The 19,915-nt window shown below is 64.1% G+C and carries 21 protein-coding genes; 11 read left to right on the top strand and 10 right to left on the bottom strand.

What is annotated here, in order from left to right; translation table 11 throughout:
- Positions 1-2: 2 nt before the first annotated feature.
- The 6 genes from CR918_RS04600 to map all read left to right on the top strand — a co-directional run bounded on the left by CR918_RS04600 (position 3) and on the right by map (position 5,010).
- Positions 3-1,403 (top strand): aspartate aminotransferase family protein, encoded by a 1,401-nt coding sequence (locus CR918_RS04600; protein ID WP_032976023.1) that lies wholly within the window; start codon positions 3-5, stop codon positions 1,401-1,403.
- Between the two features lie 32 nt (positions 1,404-1,435).
- On the top strand, positions 1,436-2,500 hold the full coding sequence (locus CR918_RS04595) for a GNAT family N-acetyltransferase (RefSeq protein WP_099842162.1): 1,065 nt from the start codon (positions 1,436-1,438) through the stop codon (positions 2,498-2,500).
- A gap of 3 nt (positions 2,501-2,503) precedes the next feature.
- A complete protein-coding gene (locus CR918_RS04590; RefSeq protein ID WP_099842161.1) occupies positions 2,504-3,388 on the top strand; it encodes an arginase family protein in 885 nt (294 codons plus the stop codon).
- 189 nt (positions 3,389-3,577) lie between these two features.
- Complete coding sequence (locus CR918_RS04585; protein ID WP_099842160.1) at positions 3,578-3,937, top strand: bleomycin resistance protein; 360 nt, start codon at positions 3,578-3,580, stop codon at positions 3,935-3,937.
- Positions 3,938-4,004: 67 nt separating this feature from the next.
- Entirely contained in the window at positions 4,005-4,217 is a 213-nt protein-coding gene (locus tag CR918_RS04580; protein ID WP_025873788.1) for a ParD-like family protein, read from the top strand.
- Positions 4,218-4,227: 10 nt separating this feature from the next.
- Positions 4,228-5,010: a type I methionyl aminopeptidase gene (map, locus tag CR918_RS04575; protein ID WP_202908356.1), complete on the top strand. Its 783-nt coding sequence runs from the start codon at positions 4,228-4,230 to the stop codon at positions 5,008-5,010.
- On the opposite strand, the gene CR918_RS04570 is transcribed toward map, so the two are convergent.
- Positions 5,007-5,621: a LysE/ArgO family amino acid transporter gene (locus tag CR918_RS04570; RefSeq protein ID WP_099842158.1), complete on the bottom strand. Its 615-nt coding sequence runs from the start codon at positions 5,619-5,621 to the stop codon at positions 5,007-5,009. The two genes, map and CR918_RS04570, sit on opposite strands and share 4 nt — an antisense overlap.
- Positions 5,622-5,725: 104 nt before the next feature.
- On the opposite strand from CR918_RS04570, the gene CR918_RS04565 reads away from it, so the two are divergent.
- The 5 genes from CR918_RS04565 to CR918_RS04545 all read left to right on the top strand — a co-directional run bounded on the left by CR918_RS04565 (position 5,726) and on the right by CR918_RS04545 (position 11,409).
- On the top strand, positions 5,726-6,619 hold the full coding sequence (locus CR918_RS04565; protein WP_099842157.1) for a LysR family transcriptional regulator ArgP: 894 nt from the start codon (positions 5,726-5,728) through the stop codon (positions 6,617-6,619).
- Between the two features lie 111 nt (positions 6,620-6,730).
- Positions 6,731-8,107 (top strand): TolC family protein, encoded by a 1,377-nt coding sequence (locus tag CR918_RS04560; RefSeq protein WP_207759518.1) that lies wholly within the window; start codon positions 6,731-6,733, stop codon positions 8,105-8,107.
- Positions 8,100-9,113: an HlyD family secretion protein gene (locus CR918_RS04555; RefSeq protein WP_099842155.1), complete on the top strand. Its 1,014-nt coding sequence runs from the start codon at positions 8,100-8,102 to the stop codon at positions 9,111-9,113. Before CR918_RS04560 ends, CR918_RS04555 begins: the two co-directional genes overlap by 8 nt.
- On the top strand, positions 9,098-10,285 hold the full coding sequence (locus CR918_RS04550; protein ID WP_099842154.1) for an ABC transporter permease: 1,188 nt from the start codon (positions 9,098-9,100) through the stop codon (positions 10,283-10,285). Before CR918_RS04555 ends, CR918_RS04550 begins: the two co-directional genes overlap by 16 nt.
- On the top strand, positions 10,282-11,409 hold the full coding sequence (locus CR918_RS04545) for an ABC transporter permease (RefSeq protein ID WP_032976013.1): 1,128 nt from the start codon (positions 10,282-10,284) through the stop codon (positions 11,407-11,409). The genes CR918_RS04550 and CR918_RS04545 overlap by 4 nt, the downstream gene beginning before the upstream one ends.
- A 45-nt stretch (positions 11,410-11,454) precedes the next feature.
- Here the strand turns inward: CR918_RS04545 and CR918_RS04540 are convergent, their stop codons facing one another.
- The 9 genes from CR918_RS04540 to CR918_RS21020 all read right to left on the bottom strand — a co-directional run bounded on the left by CR918_RS04540 (position 11,455) and on the right by CR918_RS21020 (position 19,909).
- Positions 11,455-12,771: a hypothetical protein gene (locus tag CR918_RS04540; protein WP_202908355.1), complete on the bottom strand. Its 1,317-nt coding sequence runs from the start codon at positions 12,769-12,771 to the stop codon at positions 11,455-11,457.
- Positions 12,772-12,961: 190 nt separating this feature from the next.
- Complete coding sequence (locus CR918_RS04535) at positions 12,962-13,330, bottom strand: glycine zipper 2TM domain-containing protein (RefSeq protein WP_025873797.1); 369 nt, start codon at positions 13,328-13,330, stop codon at positions 12,962-12,964.
- 154 nt (positions 13,331-13,484) lie between these two features.
- A complete protein-coding gene (locus tag CR918_RS04530) occupies positions 13,485-15,707 on the bottom strand; it encodes a methyl-accepting chemotaxis protein (RefSeq protein WP_099842153.1) in 2,223 nt (740 codons plus the stop codon).
- Between the two features lie 54 nt (positions 15,708-15,761).
- Positions 15,762-16,346 carry a hemagglutinin repeat-containing protein gene (locus tag CR918_RS04525; protein WP_099842152.1) on the bottom strand — a complete coding sequence of 195 codons (585 nt, stop codon included), beginning with the start codon at positions 16,344-16,346 and terminating at the stop codon, positions 15,762-15,764.
- Between the two features lie 108 nt (positions 16,347-16,454).
- Positions 16,455-17,030 carry a hypothetical protein gene (locus CR918_RS21025; RefSeq protein ID WP_133119667.1) on the bottom strand — a complete coding sequence of 192 codons (576 nt, stop codon included), beginning with the start codon at positions 17,028-17,030 and terminating at the stop codon, positions 16,455-16,457.
- Positions 17,031-17,222: 192 nt separating this feature from the next.
- Positions 17,223-17,660 carry a hypothetical protein gene (locus CR918_RS04520; protein WP_133119666.1) on the bottom strand — a complete coding sequence of 146 codons (438 nt, stop codon included), beginning with the start codon at positions 17,658-17,660 and terminating at the stop codon, positions 17,223-17,225.
- A gap of 205 nt (positions 17,661-17,865) precedes the next feature.
- Positions 17,866-18,213: a hypothetical protein gene (locus CR918_RS04515; protein WP_099844242.1), complete on the bottom strand. Its 348-nt coding sequence runs from the start codon at positions 18,211-18,213 to the stop codon at positions 17,866-17,868.
- Positions 18,214-18,339: 126 nt separating this feature from the next.
- The gene (locus tag CR918_RS04510) at positions 18,340-19,227 is read right to left on the bottom strand and encodes a hemagglutinin repeat-containing protein (protein WP_243378968.1); all 888 of its coding nucleotides are present in this window, start codon (positions 19,225-19,227) and stop codon (positions 18,340-18,342) included.
- Between the two features lie 262 nt (positions 19,228-19,489).
- Complete coding sequence (locus CR918_RS21020) at positions 19,490-19,909, bottom strand: hypothetical protein (protein WP_133119665.1); 420 nt, start codon at positions 19,907-19,909, stop codon at positions 19,490-19,492.
- Between the last annotated feature and the right edge of the window lie 6 nt (positions 19,910-19,915).

Below are 19,915 nucleotides of genomic sequence, written 5' to 3'. Positions count from 1 at the left end.
CGATGAATATTTTTGACAAGAACGCCGATGCCGCCATCACCGATGCACAGCTGCTGGCAGACGAAGCACGCTACAGCTCCTTCGGCGACACCGTGCACTACGTTGATCCGCCGAAGATCTTCCAGCGCTGCGAAGGCAGCTACATGTTCGATGCCGCCGGCACCCCGTACCTCGATCTGCAGATGTGGTATTCGGCGTGCAACTTCGGTTACGCCAACCAGCGCCTGAACAATGCGCTGAAGGACCAGATCGATACCCTGCCGCAGGTCGCCAGCCAGTATCTGCACCCGACGCGCGTGCAGCTGGCCAAGACCATCGCGGTGGACATGCACGAGAAGTTCGGCCTCGACGGCCGCGTGCACTTCAACGTGGGTGGTGCGCAGGCGGTGGAGGATTCGCTGAAGATCGTCCGCAACGCGCGCAACGGCAAGAGCCTGATGTTCGCGTTTGAAGGCGGCTACCACGGCCGCACCCTCGGCGCCTCGTCGATCACCTCCAGCTACCGCTACCGCCGCCGCTACGGCCATTTCGGCGAACGCGCGATGTTCATCCCGTTCCCGTATCCGTTCCGTCGCCCGAAGGGCATGACCCCGGACGAGTACTCCGACCACTGCGTGCACCAGTTCGAGCGCCTGTTCGAAAGCGAGTACAACGGCGTGTGGGATCCCAAGGTCGGCCAGGCCGAGTACGCCGCGTTCTACGTCGAGCCGATCCAGGGCACCGGCGGCTACGTCATTCCGCCGCGCAACTTCTTCAAGGGCCTCAAGCGCGTGCTGGACAAGTACGGCATCCTGATGGTCGTCGATGAGATCCAGATGGGCTTCTGGCGCACCGGCAAGCTGTGGGCCATCGAACACTTCGATGTCACCCCGGACGTGCTGGTGTTCGGCAAGGCGCTGACCAATGGCCTCAACCCGTTGTCGGGCCTGTGGGCGCGCGAAGAGCTGATCAACCCGACCGTGTTCCCGCCGGGCTCCACCCATTCCACCTTCAACTCCAATCCGCTGGGCACGCGCCTGGGCCTGGAAGTGCTGAAGCTGGGCAAGGAGATGGACTACGAGCGCACCGTGCCGGAGAAGGGCGCCTACTTCCTCGACGGCCTGCGCGGCCTGCAGAAGCGCCATCCGGAAATCGGCGATGTCGATGGCCTCGGCCTGGCACTGCGTGCGGAAATCTGCGCTGCCGATGGCTTCACCCCGAACCGTGAACTGCTGGACCGCATGGTCGACATCGGCCTGGCCGGCGACCTGCTGCACGACGGCAAGCGCATGGGCCTCGTGCTCGATGTGGGTGGCTGGTACAAGAACGTGATCACCTTCGCGCCCTCGTTGAACATCAGCTACGAAGAGATCGACCTGGCGATCACCCTGCTGGACCAGCTGCTGACCAAGGCCAAGGGCTGAGCGGGAATGCGCTGTCGGTTCCCGTGCCCCGCATGGACGTGATCCCGCGTGTATCCAGCACCGCGCTGGAACCGGCCGCGCTGCTGGAGGGCTTCCTGGCCCACCCGCCCCTGGGGTTCGATGCCAGCCGCCTGCCCAGCGGCCTGCCCAGTTTCCGTGCGCCATTGGATCTGACCACAACCCTGGACGATGCACTGCGCTCGCGCCTGCTGGGGCTGCCGCTGTCGCGCCTGTGGCGGCCCTGGCTGACCTGGCAGACACGGTTCATCGGTGCCACCAGCACCGAGTACACGCCGCTGCCGGGGCATGTTTCTGCGGCGGCACTGGCCGACGACGTGCTGCGCCATGGCGTCGGTGACAGCCGGCTGCTGGTGGTCAAGGATCTGGCGATCGATTCGCCCTTGCTGGACGATGCCGCCAACGCACACAGCCATGCCTTCCTGCAGGCGCTGGAAGCACGCGGTTTCATCCCGCTGGAAGGCATGCCGCTGGCATGGGTGGCGATCGATTTCGATGGAATCGACGCCTATCTGGCACGCCTGTCCGCAGCGCGTCGCAAGAACATCCGGCGCAAGCTGCGCTCACGCAGCAACCTGCAGATCGACTGCATCGCCACCGGTGACCCTGCCCTTGCCGAACCGCGGCTGCAGGCCGAACTGCATGCGCTGTACCTGCAGGTGTATGCACAGAGCGCCGTGCATTTCGACCGGCTCGAGCTACCCTTCTTCCAGCACCTGCTGGCAGACACGCAGGGACAGGGGCGCTTGTTCCTTTACCGCCACAACGGCGAGCTGATCGGCTGGAACCTGTGCTACGTGCATGCCGGCAAGCTGGTGGACAAGTACATCGGCCTGTCCTATCCGCAGTCGCGCGACCACAACCTGTACTCGGTCAGCTGGATGCACAACCTGGAATACGCGTTGCAGCACGGCCTCAGCCACTACGTTGCCGGCTGGACCGATTCACGCATCAAGGCCGAACTGGGTGCCCGCTTCACCTCCACCGTACACGCGGTGCATGCGCGTTCGCCGCTGCTGCGCGCCGTCCTGCGCAGGCTGGCCCCGCACCTGCAGGCTGAGCCGGATGGAGGAGGCTGACCGATGCAACTGCGTGCGCCGCTGATCCTCGACCTCGATGGTGGCGTACTGCCATTGCCACAGGCACGCACGCTTGCGCTGCAGCACTGGCATGACCCGCTGCGCTTTGCCTGCCGCAACGCCACGCTGTCACGCTTCGCCACTGAAGTTCTTCGGCCGCTGCCGGCACAGCTCGGCACGGTCATGCTCGGCAGCGGCGACTTCCACCATCTCAGCCTGCCGCTGCTGCAGCACCTGCACACGCGTGCCCCGTTCCAGCTGGTGGTGCTGGACAACCATCCGGACAACATGCGCTTTCCCTTCGGCATGCACTGCGGTTCCTGGGTCAATGCTGCCGCCGCATTGCCGCAGGTATCGCATGTGCATGTGCTGGGCATCACCTCCGCCGATATCGGCCTGGGCCATGCGTGGGAGAACCACTGGCGGCCGCTGCTGGGGCGGCGGCTGACCTACTGGTGCATGGATGTGGATGTGGGCTGGGCCAGCCGCGTGGGCATGGCAGCTGCCTTCCGCCACTTCGACCATCCCGAGGCCCTGGTCGCCGCGTTCGCCGCCGAACAGGCGCAGGCCCCTCAACCGACCTACCTGTCGATCGACAAGGACGTGTTCGCTGAAGATGTCGCGCGCAGCAACTGGGACCAGGGCCGCTTCCAGCTTGAACACGCGCTGATGGTGATCGAGGCCCTGCGCACCGGTGGACTGGTGGGCAGCGACATCACCGGCGAGGTGTCACTTGCCAACTACCAGAGCCGTTTCAAGCGCTGGTTGTCATCGCTGGATGGGCAGCCCGACGTCAGCGCCGATGATCTTCCGGCTTGGCAGCAGCAGCACCAGCAGGTGAACCGCGAACTGCTGGCGGCGATGGCCGCCGTTCCGACGGCCTGCTGACCCCGCCCTGTAGTGCCGGCCGCTGGCCGGTAGCTGTACCACGATGTGCCAACCAAGGTTGGCACCTGCCAGACCCAGGCAGAGTCGGTAGTGCCGGCCGCTGGCCGGCAACCTCATTGTTCCCGGGCTCACGAAGATGCCGGCCAGCGGCCGGCACTACACTGGACGTCTGCCCCAGGAGCCCTCGCCATGCCCCAGACCGTCATCCCGCAGCTGCGCATGCGCCATGCCGATACCAGCCTGCCCTTCTACGTGCAGGGCCTGGGCTTCATCGTCGACTGGGAGCACCGCTTCGAACCCGGCTTCCCGCTGTTCGCCCAGCTCACCCGCGAAGGCCAGACGATCTTCCTGACCGAACACACCGGCGACTGCGAGGTGGGCGGTGCGGTGTATTTCATCGTCACCGACGTCGATGACCTGCACCGCGCGTTCAGCGCTGCGGGAGTACCCATCGAGCAGCCGCCACACGATACCGACTGGGGAAGCCGCGAGATGCTGATCGTCGACCCGGATGGCAACCGCCTGCGCTTCGCCACCGACGCTGGCTGAATGCCACGCGCTTGAGCGGTAATATACGTTTCGTATACGCTTCATATATTCCCAATCGAGAACGCCCATGGGCATCGTCAACATCGATGACACCCTGCACGACCAGCTGCGCCGTGCCTGCACCGTCTCCAACCGCTCGATCAACGCCCAGGCCACGTTCTGGATCCGGGTCGGCATGCTGTGCGAGATGAACCCGACCCTGAGCTTCCAGGACGTCGTCGCCAGTGAACTGCGCGCCGCCGGTGTGCAGCCGCAGCTGCTTGCCCCCGGGCGGGCCTGAGCCAATGGCCATGATCAAGCGCCCCGACGAGATCGACCGCCTGGCCGAGTCCGGGCGACTGCTGGCGCAGGTCTTCGCCATGCTCGACGCGCTGCCGCTGCAGGGCCGCAGCACGCTGGAGATCAACGACATCGTCGAACGCATGATCGTCGACGAGCTGCAGGCACGGCCCGCCAGCAAAGGGCAGTACGGGTTCCCGTACGTGCTCAATGCCTCGATCGACAACGTCATCTGCCACGGCATGCCGTCGGCCGATGACGTGCTGCGCAATGGCCAGATCGTCAACCTCGACATCACGCTGGAGAAGAACGGCTACATTGCCGATTCCAGCACCACGTATGTTGTGGGTGATGCCGACTACGCCGCCCGCAAGCTGGTGCAGGTGACCTACCAGGCGATGTGGAAAGGCATCGCCGCCGTGCGGCCCGGCGCGCGCCTGGGCGATATCGGCCACGCCATCGCCCGCCACGCCCGCAGCCACGGCTACAGCGTGGTCAAGGAGTACTGCGGCCACGGTATCGGCCAGGAGATGCACGAGGAACCGCAGATCCTGCATTACGGCCATGCCGGCACCGGCATGGAGCTGGAGGAAGGCATGGTGTTCACCATCGAGCCGATGCTCAACCAGGGCAAGCCGGCGATCCGCCAGCAGCCGGACGAATGGCCGGTGTACACCCGCGACGGCAAGCTGTCGGCGCAGTTCGAGCACACGGTGGCAGTAACCGGCAACGGCGTGCGCGTGCTGACCCTGCGCCCTGGTGAAACCCCGTTGTGCGCGGTGGATGCGGCCTAGAGCGGGCGCAGCAGCAACAGCAGCGCAAGGCACAGCATGAAGGCCGCCACGCCAGCATCCAGCAACCGCCATGCTGCCGCGTTGCGGAACACCGGCTGCAGCAACCGAGCGCCGAACCCCAGCCCGCAGAACCAGAGCACGCTGGCCACGCAGGCGCCCGCTGCGAACACCCAACGCAGGTCACCCGGGTAGCGCGTGGACAGGCTGCCCAGCAGCACCATCGTATCCAGGTACACGTGCGGGTTGAGCAGGGTGAACGCCAGGCAGGCCAGCAGCACCTGCCGCCGGCTGCCACCACTGGCATCGGCCGCGGCCAGCGCGCTGCCACCGCGCCACGCGCGCAGCCCGGCCTGCAGCCCATAGCACAGCAGGAAAGCGGCCCCGCCGAAGCGCAGCACCTGCAACAGCAACGGCCACTGCAGCACCAGCGCCCCCATGCCGCCCACCCCGGCCAGGATCAGCGCGATGTCCGCGCCCATGCAGGCCAGCACCACCATGCCCACGTAGCGGCGCTGCAGCCCCTGCCGCAGCACGAAGGCGTTCTGCGCGCCGATGGCGATGATCAGGCCGGCACCTGAAAACAGGCCGGCCAATGCCGCAGCAATCCACATCCGACGCTCTCCACCTTGAAAAGAGGCGCAGGGTGCGACCAACGGGCTCGTTAAGGCCAGCTGGTTTTTCTTTATCCTGTGCAGAAAAACTGAAGAGGCACCGCGTGGACCTGGTACATCCGCAGTTGAGCGCCTTCACCGCCGTGCTCGAAGAAGGCAGCTTCGAGGCCGCCGCACGCCGCCTGTCGATCAGCCCGTCGGCGTTGTCGCAACGGATCAAGGCGCTTGAGGACCGGCTGGGCCAGGTGCTGGTGGTGCGCCAGGCCCCGTGCCGGCCTACCGCTGCCGGCGAAGTGCTGCTGCGGCGGGTGCGGCCGATGCAGGCACTGCAGGCTGAAGCGCTTGCCGAACTGCTGCCGGAACGCGGCAGCGATGCCACCCGTACGCCGATTCCGCTGGCGGTCAACGACGATTCGCTGGACACCTGGTTCGTCGCCGCCATCGCCGAGCTGCACCAGCGCCACGGCTACCTGTTCGACCTGCGCATGGACGACCAGGACCACACCCTGGAACTGCTGCGCACTGGCAGCGTGCTTGGCGCGGTCACCGCCGAACGCAGGCCGCTGAAGGGCTGCAACGTGCATTCGCTGGGCGCGATGCGCTACCGCGCCATCGCCTCACCGGCATTTGCGCGCCGCCACTTCAGCGCGGGCATGCAGGCCGAAGCATTGGCCTCGGCGCCGATGATCGTGTTCAACCGCAAGGATGAACTGCAATGGCGTTTCCTGCGCAGGCTCACCCGCGCGCGAATGCAACCGCCCGTACACTACCTGCCCTCCTCCACCGGCTTCGTCGATGCTGCCGCGCGTGGGCTTGGCTGGTGCCTGGCACCGGAGGCCCTGGTCACGCCAGCGGCAGAGGCCGGACAGATAGTGGTGCTGGAACCGCGTCGCTGGCTCGACGTACCCTTGTTCTGGCAGCATGCCGCCGTGCGTTCGAGCACGTTGCAACACATCACCCACGCGCTGCGTACCGCCGCGGGCAATACCCTACGTTGAAAAGAGCATGATCCAGACCACCGCAGACCCCGGCTTCACGCGCGGACCACTACCGTTTGCCCACTTCTTCACTACAGGAACGGCATGCGCCTGAGCTGCCCACGGACAAGGATGCATCGCGCGCTCGGCGCTGCCGGCCTGGCCTTGCTGGCCAGCCTGCCGCTGGCTGCAGCGGCACAGACCAGCGCGCCTCCTGCACTGGAATGGGAACAGGCGCGGCAGCGTCTGGAACAGGTCTCCGACGCGCTGGCCGCTGCTGATGCCGGCGTGCGCAACAAGGAAGACCTGCACGAGGCCACCCGCCTGCTGCGCCTGCCGGAGATCACCGGCGAAGTGCGGCGGCTGCAGTTCCAGAAGACCCTGACCCTGCCGCTGGGCTCGCTGGCGCCGGTGGCCGAAGCCTTTGGCATCGACTCACCGCTGTCGTTCACCGAGCGCGACTGGCGCACACGGCCGGTGGTCACTGCGGTGCTGCCGCTGTACACCGGCGGCCTGATCCCGGCCGCGCAGCGTGCTGCCGGCGCGGCCAGCGAACAGGCCAGCGCCGAGCGCGAAGCGCAGCGGCAGTCGCTGACCGTGCAACTGGCCCAGGCCTACTTCGGTCAGCGCTTGGCCGAACAGGCAGTGGTCGTGCGCCGCGACGTGCGCGATGGCTTGAACCGCCACCTGTCCGATGCCGAGAAACTGGAACGCGAAGGCTTCGCCACGCGTGCGCAGCGCCTGCAGGCCACCGTCGCCCGCGACAAGGCCGAGCGCGAGTATCAGAAGACGCTCAATGATCTGGCCACGCTGAAGGCTGCGCTGGCCACGCTGTTGCGCAGTGGCGGCGATGTGCAGCCGCTGTCGCCGCTGTTCGTGCAGCGCGCGCCGCTGGAACCGGTCGCCACCTTCGAGCGTACCGCGCAGGCACGGCAGCCGCAGATCGCCCGCCTGCGGGCGATCGTGGCGCAGGCCGAACAGGGCGTGCGCGTGCAGCAGGCCAAGCTGAAGCCAACGGTATTCCTGTTCGGCCAGTACGACTTCCGCCGCCGCGACGAAATGCTGACCGATCCGGACTGGGCGTTCGGCATCGGCCTGAAGTACACCTTCCTGTCGCCGAACTCACGGCCGGCACAGATAAGTGCGGCACGCGCGCAGCAGGAACAGGCTGAGGCCGGCCTGCGCGAGGCCGAGAACCAGGTCGCGCTGGGTGTGCGCAAGGCCTGGAACGAGCTGGAAACCGCACGCCAGCAGTTCGTGCTGCTGGACAGCAGCATCGTCCAGGCCGACGAGAACCTGCGCCTGCAGGAGCTGGCCTTCCGCGAAGGCCAGGCCACCTCGCTGGACGTGATCGACGCACGGCTCGGTCTTGGCGGTGCCCGCGTCGAACGTGCGCAGGCCGCCTACCAATACGATATCGCCTTGGCACAACTGCTCGAGGTGAGTGGACAGATGGACCGCTTCGAAGACCATCGGCGGCGTGCAGACGAGGTAATTGATCATGAGTGATGTGTTGCACGACGAAGCAACGACGCCCCCGGGCAAGCGCCGGCTGGGGCCGATTCTGCTGGTGGTGCTGCTGGTGGCGGTGGCGCTGGGCCTGTGGCTGGCCTGGCGCAGCCCCGCCGACCAGATCCAGGGCATGGCCGACGCCGACACCCTCAACGTGTCCGCCAAGATCACCGCGCGCGTGGCCGAACTGAAGGTCCGCGAGGGCGATCGCGTGCAGGCCGGGCAGGTGCTGTTCCTGCTCGACAGCCCCGAAGTGGCAGCCAAGGAACAGCAGGCGCACGGCGCACTGGCTGCGGCGCAGGCGGTGGCCGACAAGGCTGCCGAAGGCGCACGCAGCGAAGACATCCGCGCAGCCGAAGCCAACTGGAAGCGCGCCGAGGCCGGTGCCACGCTTGCCGATGCCACCTACCGGCGCGTGCAGAACCTGTTCAACGAAGGGGTGATGACCCGGCAGAAGCGCGATGAAGCGGCGGCCCAGGCCACCAGCTCGCGCGAACTGGCCCGCGCCGCACGCGCCCAGTACGACATGGCGTTGACCGGCGCGCGCGAACAGGACAAGCGTGCCGCGCAGGGCCAGGTGCAGCAGGCCCAGGGCGCGGTGGCGGAAGTCAACGCCGCGCGCGTTGAAGTGGAAGGCCGCGCGCCGGTGGCCGGCGAGATCAACAAGCGCATGGCCGACCCGGGCGAACTGGTACCAGCCGGCTACCCGGTGTTCACTCTGGTCGACATCGACCGCATGTGGGTGTCGATGAACCTGCGCGAATCGCAGATGCAGGGCCTGAAGGTCGGCAGCAAGCTGCAGGGCAGCGTGCCGGCACTCGGCAAGGACGGTGAGTTCGAGGTCTACTTCATCAATCCCGCAGGCGACTACGCCACCTGGCGCACGACCCGCCAGTCATCGGGCTATGACGTGCGCAGCTTCGAAGTGCGCGTGCGCCCGGTACGCCGCATCGAGGGCTTCCGCCCCGGCATGAGCGTGCTGTTCGCATGGCCGCAGCACTGAACACCAGCCGCAGCAGCTTCGGCAGCTCATGGCAGCGCGAACTGCGCCGGTTGCGCAGCAGCCGTGCGGACCTGGCGCTGGTCACCGTGCTGCCACTGTTGATGCTGGTGGTGATGGCCTGGATGTTCTCCGCATCGGTGATGCGCGATGTGCCGATTGCCGTGGTCGACCTTGACCACAGCAGCGACAGCCGCCTGCTGCTGCGCATGCTCGACGCCAGCCCCGGCGTGCGCATCGCAAGCCAACCGGTCGATATGGATGAGGCGCGCGCGCAGCTGCGTCGGCTGGAGGTGTTCGCGGTGGTGCTGGTGCCGCGCGATGTGACCCGCCAGGCGCTGCGCGGCCGGCAGGGCACGGTGTTTTCCTATTACAACGCCACCTACATGACCACCGGCCAGTCCGCCGCGCGGGATATCGGCGACGCGGTCTCTGCGTGGAACGCGCGGTTGCTGCGCGAACGCATCGGCCTGCAGGTCGGGCCGGGCAAGCTGCGTGCCGCACCCATCGCGGTGCAGTCGGACATCCTGTTCAATCCGGCGCGCAGCTACGAGCTGTTCCTGCTGCCACTGATCTTCCCGGCGGTACTGTCGCTGGTACTGGCGCTGGCCGTGGCCGGCAGCCTCGGCCGTGAGATCCGCGACGGTACCCTGCCCGCCTGGCTGGGCCATGCACCATGGTCGGCCATTGCAGGCAAGGTGCTGCCCTACGTGCTGCTGTTCTCGTTGTACGGCGCGCTGGGCGCGGCCTACCTGGCCTGGCTGCGTGGCGACGGCATCGCTGGCAGCGTGCTTCTGCTGCTGCTCGCACAGCCGCTGTTCTACCTGGCCACCGCGGCCTATGCCCTGTTCTTCGTTGGCGTTACCCGCGACATGGGCACGGCCCTGTCCGCCGTGGGCCTGAGCATCGGCACGGCGCTGGCGTTCTCCAGCGCCACGTTCCCGGTGATCGACGCACCGTTGTTCACCCGCGTCTGGCACCTGCTGCTGCCGCTCAGCGCCTACATCAAGCTGCAGACCCAGCAGCAGTTCATCGGCTCGCCGTTGGCGGTGTCGCTATGGCCGCTGGCCACGCTGCTGCTGATGATCGTGGTGGCTGGCGGCATCGGCGGCTGGCGCCTGCTGGCGTTCGCGCGCACGCCGCAGGCCGCGCAACCGGCCGGGGCAGGCGCATGAGCCGGATCTGGCACAGCCTGCGACAGACCCTGTTGGCCGTGCTCTGCGATCGCTACGCGATCGTGGTGATGGTCGGCGCGGTGATTCTGTACTCGTTCTTCTACCCCGCCGCCTATCGCCACCAGGTGGCCGGCAACCTGCCCGTGCTGGTCGTCGATGAAGACCACAGCGCGACCAGCCGCGAGCTGCTGCGCAAGCTCGATTCGCTGCGCGTGGCCCATGTGGTCGGGCAACCGGCCGACCTGCAGGAAGCTCGCGCACAGCTGGAGGCCGGCCATGCCGAAGGCATCGTGCTTATCCCGGCCAACCTGGAACGCGACATCCTGCGCGGGCATCCGGCCAAACTGGTGCTGCTCGGCAACGGCGCCTATCTTGGCCGCGCCAGCTGGGTACTGGGCAGCGTGGCCGATGCACTGGGTGCGTTCGGCCGTGAGGCGGCGGTCACCCAGGCCGCGTTCATGGGCGCGCCACAGGCACCACCGGTCACCCTCGTGCAGCGGCCCTTGTTCAACACGCAGGAAGGCTATGGCAGCGCGATCGTGCCCGGCGTGGCCGAACTGATCGTGCACCAGACGCTGCTGATGGGCATCGGCGTGCTGCTCGGCGGTCGCCGGCTGGTGCTGGGCCGGCGCCTGCAGTTCGACCTGCCCACCCTGACCGGCATGGCCCTTGGCTTCGGCCTGATCGGGCTGTTCGGGCTGTTCTGGTATGCCGGCTTCACCGCCTGGGTGCAGGACTATCCGCGTGGCGGCAACCCGCTCGGCCAGCTACTCGGCGGCACCCTGTTCATCGCTGCCACGGTGGCGTTCGGCCTGTTCGTCGGCAGCTTCTTCCGCACGCGCGAACGCGCCTTCCAGTACATCATCGCCACCTCGATCCCGCTGTTCTTCCTGGCCAGCCTGTCGTGGCCGGCGGTGATGACCCCGCGCCCGCTGGTGTGGCTGGCGCAGCTGCTGCCGACCACCTCCGGCATCAACCTGATGGTGCGCCTGAACCAGATGGACGCCAGCCTGGCCGAGGTCAGCCGCGAACTGATCACCCTGGCCGTGCTGCTGGTGCTGTACGGCGCCCTCGCCCTCTGGCGTCTGCACAGCCCAAAGGGGACGAAGGGGATTAAGTCGTAGCTGGCACGGAGAGGGAGAAATCGACTTAATCCCCTCCGTCTCCTTTTACGGCTCCGGCGCGTACCAGAACGGGATGCTGTATTCGCGACGACGGCTGGGGCCGCGTTCGCCGCCGTCCACGTTCCAGACCAGTCGCAGGTCATGCCGGCCCGGCTTCAGGTCCGCCATCGGGAGATAGCCCACCAGCCCGCGCATGTCCAGGTCGCGGCGTTCCATCGGCACGAAATCGTGCAGGTCGACCTTGCCGCCGTCGAGCTGCACCGTCCACAGCGTGGCCATGCAGTTCACCGCTGCTGTCGCGGCCAGTGCGCCCTGCGCTTCGTTGCGTGCACCACCGGCGCAGCGCTGTCGCGCCACCGGGTTGTCACGCTGCGGCCGATGGGGAATGAACAGGCGCAACCGCGATGCACTGATGGTATCGGCCGGAATCATCGGATAAGGCAGCAACTGGTCGTGCGCCGAGCGCAGCGATTCGTAGTGCGCGCCCAGCATGCCGTGGTTCACTGCCTCCTCGGTCAGCACGCTGTAGCGGTTGAACAGCGAGAACGTCATCGAGCCATAGACCTGCAGGGCGGCGAGCACCATCGCCAGCATCACCGCCGAAATATAGATCACCGTGAACGAGCGGCCGCGCAGGTTGCTCTGCAGGGTCCACTGCATGGTCTGCAGCAGGCGCAGCATGGGTACCCGCTGCAGGCCAGCCAGCACCGACTGCAGTCGCTTCTCCTGCCGTGCCGTGTCCAGGCCCCGCGCGCGACGCCGCGCGATCGACTTTTCCAGCAGCATCGGCACCATCGCCAGACCGAGCAGACAGAGCATCAACACCGCAACGATTCCCAGCGTGATGCGATCGACATCGCCGAAGGCGGCGCCGATGGCCATCGCCACGCCAAGCGAGACAATGGCTACCACCAGCGTGCCGGCCAGGGTCTGCACGCACAACAGCGTGGTCGAGAACAGCATGGTGGCAAGCCGGTCCGCGCGTTCAATGGTGCCGTCGAGGCCGCCGTCGCGCTGCTGCAGGAACGCGCGTGAGAACGGCCCCAGCATCGTCAACCGATCCCAGTCGATACCGTTGGGGAAGTGCGATTTCAGGCCGATCAGGCCGATCCAGTAGCCGCGCACGGCCAAGTGGATGATCAAGGCCACCGCCAGCACGTAGCACATGCCGACGCCGATGCTGAAGGCGAACCACAGCGCCTGGAAATAGACACCTTCGGTATGCAGGCTGCTGCGCGCCCACGCATCGAACAGGTAGCCCGGCACGGCGAGCAGTGCGAAGGCGAGCAGGCCGGAAATGAACAGCTCCAGCTCGTCGGTGCGGTCACGCACGCGGGAGTAGCTGGCTGTCGTGCGAGGCATTGCATCAGCAACATCGGACGGTTCCCGACGGTCTACAGCGCTCGACTTGTTCACTGGCGATTCATCCCTGGAGGTCGGCGCAGTATAGGCATGCGCCCTGCCCCACGGAACGGGTCCGGAAACGAAGAACGCCGGCACAGGGCCGGCGTTCGGGGTACAGCAGTGTGGAAGGGGTTATCGCATGGAGGGATCAGCGATAGACGCGCTCACAACGGCGCTCGACCACGCGGTCGCCAGTCTTCTGCTGATGGTTGCCCTGGATCTGCCGCCCAGCTGCACCGCCCGCCACGGCACCGGCGACAGTCGCCAGCTTCTTGCCATTGCCGCCGCCTACCTGGTTGCCCAGCAGACCACCGACCACGGCGCCCGTAGCGGTACCGGTGATGCGGTTGGGATCGCGGGTATTGCGCTGCACTTCCACGTTCTTGCAGACCACGCGGCTGCCATCGTTGAACTTGCGCCCTTCATCACGCGGGCCGTAATTCTGTGCGCCAGCAACGGACGAGGCCGCCAGCAGGGTGCCCAGCACCATCAATCGAGTCGAGGTCTTCATGGCCATCTCCTGTGCTCCGGTATGGGGCAAGTGTCTGCCTGCACGTGGCAACTGCAGGTGAAATCCACGTCTCCAGGCGCTCAACGGCCATCATCGGTTCAGGAAACAAAAATGCGCCCATCGCGACCAGCATCGCGATGGGCGCCGTCTCCCACCCGGCTTAGAACTCTTCCCACCCACCCGTGTTGGCAGCGAGCGACGGGGCATTCCGTAGCGGTACCCCGGTCACGCGACGCACCGGCGGCACGCTTGCAGCGACCGCTGCCAACATCGGACGGACCGCTGCCGCCGCCACCGAAGCGCCGGTGCGGAACACCGACACCGCCTCGGCCAGCAGGTTGGCCTGTTCTTCCATCGACCGCGCAGCGGCGCTGGCCTCTTCCACCAGCGCGGCGTTCTGCTGAGTGGTTTCGTCCATCTGCATCACCGTCTGGTTGACCTGCTCGATGCCCGAGCTCTGCTCCTGCGAGGCTGCAGAGATCTCCGCCATGATGTCGGTCACCCGCTGCACCGAGGCGACAATCTCGCCCATCGTCGTGCCGGCCTGACGCACCAGCGCCGAGCCGTCGGACACCTTGCCCACCGACTCCTCGATCAGGCCCTTGATCTCCTTGGCCGCACCCGCCGAGCGCTGTGCCAAGGTGCGCACCTCGCTGGCCACCACCGCAAAGCCCCTGCCCTGCTCACCCGCACGTGCCGCTTCCACGGCGGCATTGAGCGCCAGGATGTTGGTCTGGAAAGCGATGCCATCGATCACGCTGATGATCTCGGCGATCTTCTTCGACGACGCTTCGATGGCGCTCATGGTGGTCACCACCTGGCCGACCACCTCGCCGCCCTGCGAGGCCACCCCATGTGCACCGATCGCCAGCTGGTTGGCCTGGCGCGCGTGTTCGGCGTTCTGCTTCACCGTGGAGGTCAGCTCCTCCATCGACGCTGCCGTTTCTTCCAGGTTGGCCGCCTGCTGCTCGGTACGCCGCGACAGATCGGTATTGCCGGAGGCAATCTCCCCCGCTGCCAGATTGATGCTGGATGCACTGGCCTGGATACGGCCGACGATCTGGGTCAGCTGCTCGACGGTCGCGTTGCAGTCGTCGCGCATGCGGGCGAACACACCGTGGAAATCGCCCTGCATGCGTACGGTCAGATCGCCGCGCGAGATCGCCTGCAGCAGGCTCGACACCTGCACCAGGTTCTCGTCGGTGGTCTGCATCAACCGGTTCAGCCCGATCACCATCTCGCCGAAATCATGCTCGAAGCGTGCTTCGTCACCGCGCAGGCTGAAGTCGCCTGCGGCCGCGGCTGTGGCCAGCCGGCGGATCTCGCCGTTGATGGCCGACAGACTCGATTTGGTCTCGTCCATGGCCTGGGTGATCGCCGCCTTCTCGCCCGGCAGGCGATCCATGTCCACCGACAGGTCGCCGCGTGCGTAGTGCTTCATCACCTCGATCAAGCGGTTCTGCACCTGCACGTGCGAGCCCACCAGCGCGTTGGTGTCATGCACCATGCGCCCGTAGTCGCCGGGGAAGGCGCTCTCGTCCATGCGATAACCCAGGCTGCCATCATCGTGCTGCCGCGCCATCTCGCCCTGCGCGGCCATCACCGCCTGCAGCTGCCCCTGCATGCGCTGCATGGACTTCAGCAACTGGGTCACCTCGTCGTTGCCCGAGGCATCGATGACGTTGTCCAAGCGACCGTTGGCGATGCCATCGGCCAGCTTCACCGCGCCCGCCAAGGGGCGGGTCAGGCTGCGGGTGATCGCCCACGCGGCCAGTGCGCCGAGAATCAGGCTGAGCACACCGAAGGCGATGGACAGGGTTCCCGTCCACGCTTCCGTGGCGCGATATTCCTCACGGCTGCGTTCGGTCAGGGTTTCCTGGTGCCGCAGCAGGCTGGAAATCGCTCCATTCCAGGCCGTGGCCAGACCGTGCTCGGCCAGCAGCTCGGTGGCTGCACCGTCGTAGTCGCCCGCCTTCATCCGCTCGTGCAATTGTTGAGTGGAGACGTCGGTGGCCTTGCGCGCCGCCGCGATCTGCGCCACCAGCGTATCGCCGGTGGCATCGCGGGGAATTTTGACGTACTTGTCCCAGATGCTGTCGTAGGTGCGGCTCAGTTCCTGCGCCCGCTGGTAATCCTTGTCGAACTCCTCGCCGCGCTTGATCACCATCAGGCGACGATGCATCAGCACCGCGTTGTTGGTATCGAGCATGTCGTTCAACAACCGCATCTTGACCATGTTCACGCCCACCACTTTCTCGAACTGGGCGGACTTCAGATGGTTTCCGTACAACACCAGGCCGACAATGGCCAGGATGAACAGCAACAGCAGACCGAAGCCGGCGGAAAGCCGGGATCCCACACGGAGGTTGCGTAAGGCGAGCATCTCAATTCCCTTGATCGTGGCCCTATATCGGTGGCGGCACGACCCGGGGAAACTTTAAGGGAGTTTTACGTTGGAAATCCTCATCAAGGTGAATCCGTTCAAACACGCTTCCATATACACCGGGTTATCACACCAAGGGACTGTCTGATTGTTCCTCGGCCTCACGGCACCAGTGAATTTAACATCTCCAAGCTTCAGGCGCGGGTTTGCCAACATCAATTCGTTTGCCGCCCTGAGTTCCGCGCAACGAACAATAGCGTTTCCACACGAAGTCTTTACCCCAAGACCACCAAGCGAATCAGCGTAGGCTCCCAGTTCTGGAGCGATCACCTCTGGAACAGGGCCGCTCGAAACGGTGACGATCTTACCGGTCATGCGCACACCGCCGCCCACCGACAACTGGGTGCCGGTGATGGTATCGCTCTGGCCGCTGCCTTCGCTGCGCGAGTTGTTGGTGCCGAACGGCAGGCCACTAGTGTTGTTGGCAAAGCCCCAGCCCTTGCCACGGCTGCTGCTGTCGCTGCGCTCGGTGTTGTGGGCCACATCGAGCACGATGTCCTTGGTGGCCAGCAGCACGGCATTGCCCTCGGCGGACATCTGCGCGCCCTGGCTGAGGATGGAGCCGCCGTTGGAACCCATTTGCCACGGTTGATCAGGCGCTATGCCTGGGAAGTATTGCAGGCGCCATAACTAGCACACTGTTGGGTAGCGAGCGGCAGGGAAAATGAACACATTCGCCGCAACCAATTATTGATTAGAAACCAAAAATTCCGACTCAGTTAGCGCGCACCGCCCTCCCATGCGCCAAAATTCAAAGTAAGGATCAAAATTCACATCCAATTCAAACAATGAATCCCCAATATACCATGACAAATGATAGTCGGCAGCCAACCCATAAAGCGCTTCAAACAACGCATACACCTGGTCGGACTCAGATATTTTACTCCGCCTTACCGAATCACCAATTCCATCAAAAAGCCAGTGATGAGGAATATCATCTCGAAGCACGGCATCCAGATCACTCCCGGCAGCAAAGACCACCTTCACGCGCCTGCAGGTTCTTTCAATCTCAACATCACCTATCCTTCTGCATATCTCTTCCTGCCCTCTCAGCCACGCACTTCCGAGCGCAGCAATCTCCTCGCGCGAGGTTGAAAATCGTGGACGCAGGTACAACGAACCATCCAATCTGCCGGAAGAAATAACCCTAACGGCCCTCGCATACAAATCCAACGATGACGAAAAATAACTAAATATCTTCCGAAGCTCAACATCAGTTCCGTGCTCTTTCAACAACCCCAAAAAATGGGACTTATCAAACACAGCCGACCCTTCACAGAACGCGCACCAGTCAGACAGAAGAGTCCTCACATCTACATCCCTCCAGATTCTTGGAGCGGCGGGAGCAGCCGCCCTCGTGGCAGCATCGCTGTGCTGCTCGCATACATAAGCAATAAAGGCGGAACTTTACGTCCCCCTCACCGCCGCGACCCTCAGACTCAGCGGTCCAACTGATCATCCATGCATGAATATTCTCGTCGCCGAGTCGGCTACAGGCTCCATTCCTCCGCAGATGGCACCCGCTCCAGAACATCGCTTGAGGCAGAAAAACAGAGTTTGGAACTCCTGCATCAGCATCTGGACGTCCGAAGGCTCCGCATCAAACGACACCTCAACGTCAATGGCACCGTTGAAGCCGATGACGCGGAGCAGCAGGACTTTCAAACGAGCAGAACCACCCAGAGAAAAGTCGCCGAGCCTTTGAATCAGGCAGAAATTTCTCTGCCGCTCCTCGGACCGGAGGGCGCTGTGGCTCCACGCGTGAAGGTCGACGACGATGCCGTCAATTTCCAGGGGAAAAACGGATCCAGCGAGCCCATGAAGTTCAGACACAACCATCAGCACGCAGTCATGCGGAACATCCTCCATAACCACTTCGTATGCATCACCCATAGATAGACCCTTTGTCGTAAATTTTATGAACACACAGTCGTTACCGCGCTATCGCAAAACAGGCTCAGAAATAGTCTGGATCAAAAATGGATTCGTACTCCTGCCACCTCGAAGGATCGTCGAACGCAGACCTTTATGAGCCTACTGATTTCGGCGGTTGACACGGGATCACGAGCATCCCCTTGGAACATTGGCATGCATCCATCTAAGCATTGCGCAACGTCCACCATCGACAGCAGACGTCGGGTTCAAACATCACTCTAGCCTCGGAGATTGATTCGAAAATATCAAATACAACATGAACTCCTGCCCCCGAACCATCGCGGACCAACTCAATAGACTTGACGCTCTCTGAAGAAATAACAGCCATCTCCTGCGCGGCAAGCCTCAGAACAACCTGAAATGATTTCATCACAGCGCTAAAAGAAACATCAACCTCAACATCACTCCTGCTTGATTTTTTTATATAGCGACACAGGGCTAAGGTTGGATCAACCTCGATGGGCTCGATACCAAATGCTTCGAGAAAGTCACTTTCGCTTGGAAATTTCATTGCAACCTCATCAGTAAAGCGGTACGACGGCACTGAATACACGAGGTCCGTCATCAAACACTTGGATATGCTCCGAGAACAGGCAATCCTACAAGCTGGCAGAGCAGGTCTTCGAGAACGACGCCATCAAGGAAGCCCTACGAAAAAGTGGTGACCGCGCCAGCGCGCGGACCGCTGGTGGGGGCCTCCCCCGCCGCGATTTGCTTGCCTCCGATATTCCCCTCGGTCAGCGTGGCAAGGGTCGAGCTGCTGTCGCCCCCCCCCCTTCTCCGCCATCGGCGTACCCGAGCCCCCGCGCGGCGCAGCGTTGCCCGCCTTCGGGTCCCAACCAGTCATCTGCCCGCCGGCACCAACACTGATGCCGCCCGAGCTGGCCGAGTGGTCCATCTGGTTCTGCAGATCGGTGAAGGTCAGCGTCTGCGCGGTCAGTTCACTGTTGGCCGCGCTGGTGCTGGCAATCGCGCCGCCAATCAGGTTCACGTGTCCAGCATCCACGTGATAGCCACCGTTGCCGGCAAACAAGCCACTCTGCTGGCCCACGCCCTGGTAGCTGCCCTCTGCCTTGCCTGCGCTGGCGTAGCCATCGGCATTCCACGCATTACCGAAGGCCACCTGCACGCGCCCACCCACCTGGCTGTTCTTGGACATGCTCTCGGCAATGTCCTGCAGCGATTCGATGGTCAGCGTGCCGCCGGTCTTGACGTCGATGCGGTCGGCCGTGGCGGTCGCGCCGCGCAACGTGGTGTCACCCTCGGCCTTCAGCGAGATGTTCTGGCCGGTCAGCGTGGTGTTCTGCCAGGTGTTGCTGTCCGAGTTCGCCTTGCTGCTGCCCACGCTGGCTTCGGCATACACATACACGCCCGTCTGCGCGCCCACCACAACGCCCACGCCCACTTCGGCGCCTGCATTGCTGCTCTTGCTGCGGTCTGCCACGTGCGCCTTGCCCGCTTCCAGCAGGATGTCCCCGGCCAAATCCAGGCTGAGCGTGTTGCCCGCGCTCAGGTTGCCCTGCACTACGCGGATGTCGTCCGTCGTGCTGGTCAGGTTGACGTTGCCGCCACCCTGGGATGCTCTGGCCGGTCAGCGTGGTGTTCTGCCAGACATTACTGTCTCTTGCTGCTGCCTGCGCCGGCCTCGGCACATAAATACATACCGGTCCGCGCGGCCACTTCAACCCGACCCAAATAATCCACAGACTATGTCCATAGAAAATTTTAACCACTCAACAAGCAAGCATAGCGACCAGCTTTTCAAATATTCGACGACGCCACCCTATTTAGCCGACATCATTTATCCTCGGCGGATCGAATAACACGACTTCACCGCCTTCGGCTTCATAAGCAAACTCGAATTTACCATCAGGCCGAACCACTATGAAACGCCCTGACGCAACATCAATCCCACTAATATAGTCACCTATAAGAATAGGTGAACCCAGATCGACCGAGAGCCCTACCGCCAATTCACCTAGCGCTTCACCATAGAACTCCGCATCACTATAAACATTAACAAATGTCGGAAACCCCCCGTTCACGTACTCAATAGAAACCCCTGCAAAGGCAGAGGAATCCGACCTCCCCCAATAATCATCTTCAGTAAGAATCGACGACGCATCCAAGCCCAACCTAGCTGCAAGAATTGGCTTCAACTCCAAAAATTCAACAACTCGACCCACAGAAAATTCAAAACCTTCCACTCTGCC

The sequence above is a fragment of the Stenotrophomonas indicatrix genome, assembly GCF_002750975.1.
Classification (GTDB): domain Bacteria; phylum Pseudomonadota; class Gammaproteobacteria; order Xanthomonadales; family Xanthomonadaceae; genus Stenotrophomonas; species Stenotrophomonas indicatrix.
Note: the sequence above shows the minus strand (reverse complement) of the source record. Positions and strands in the feature narration are given on the sequence as shown.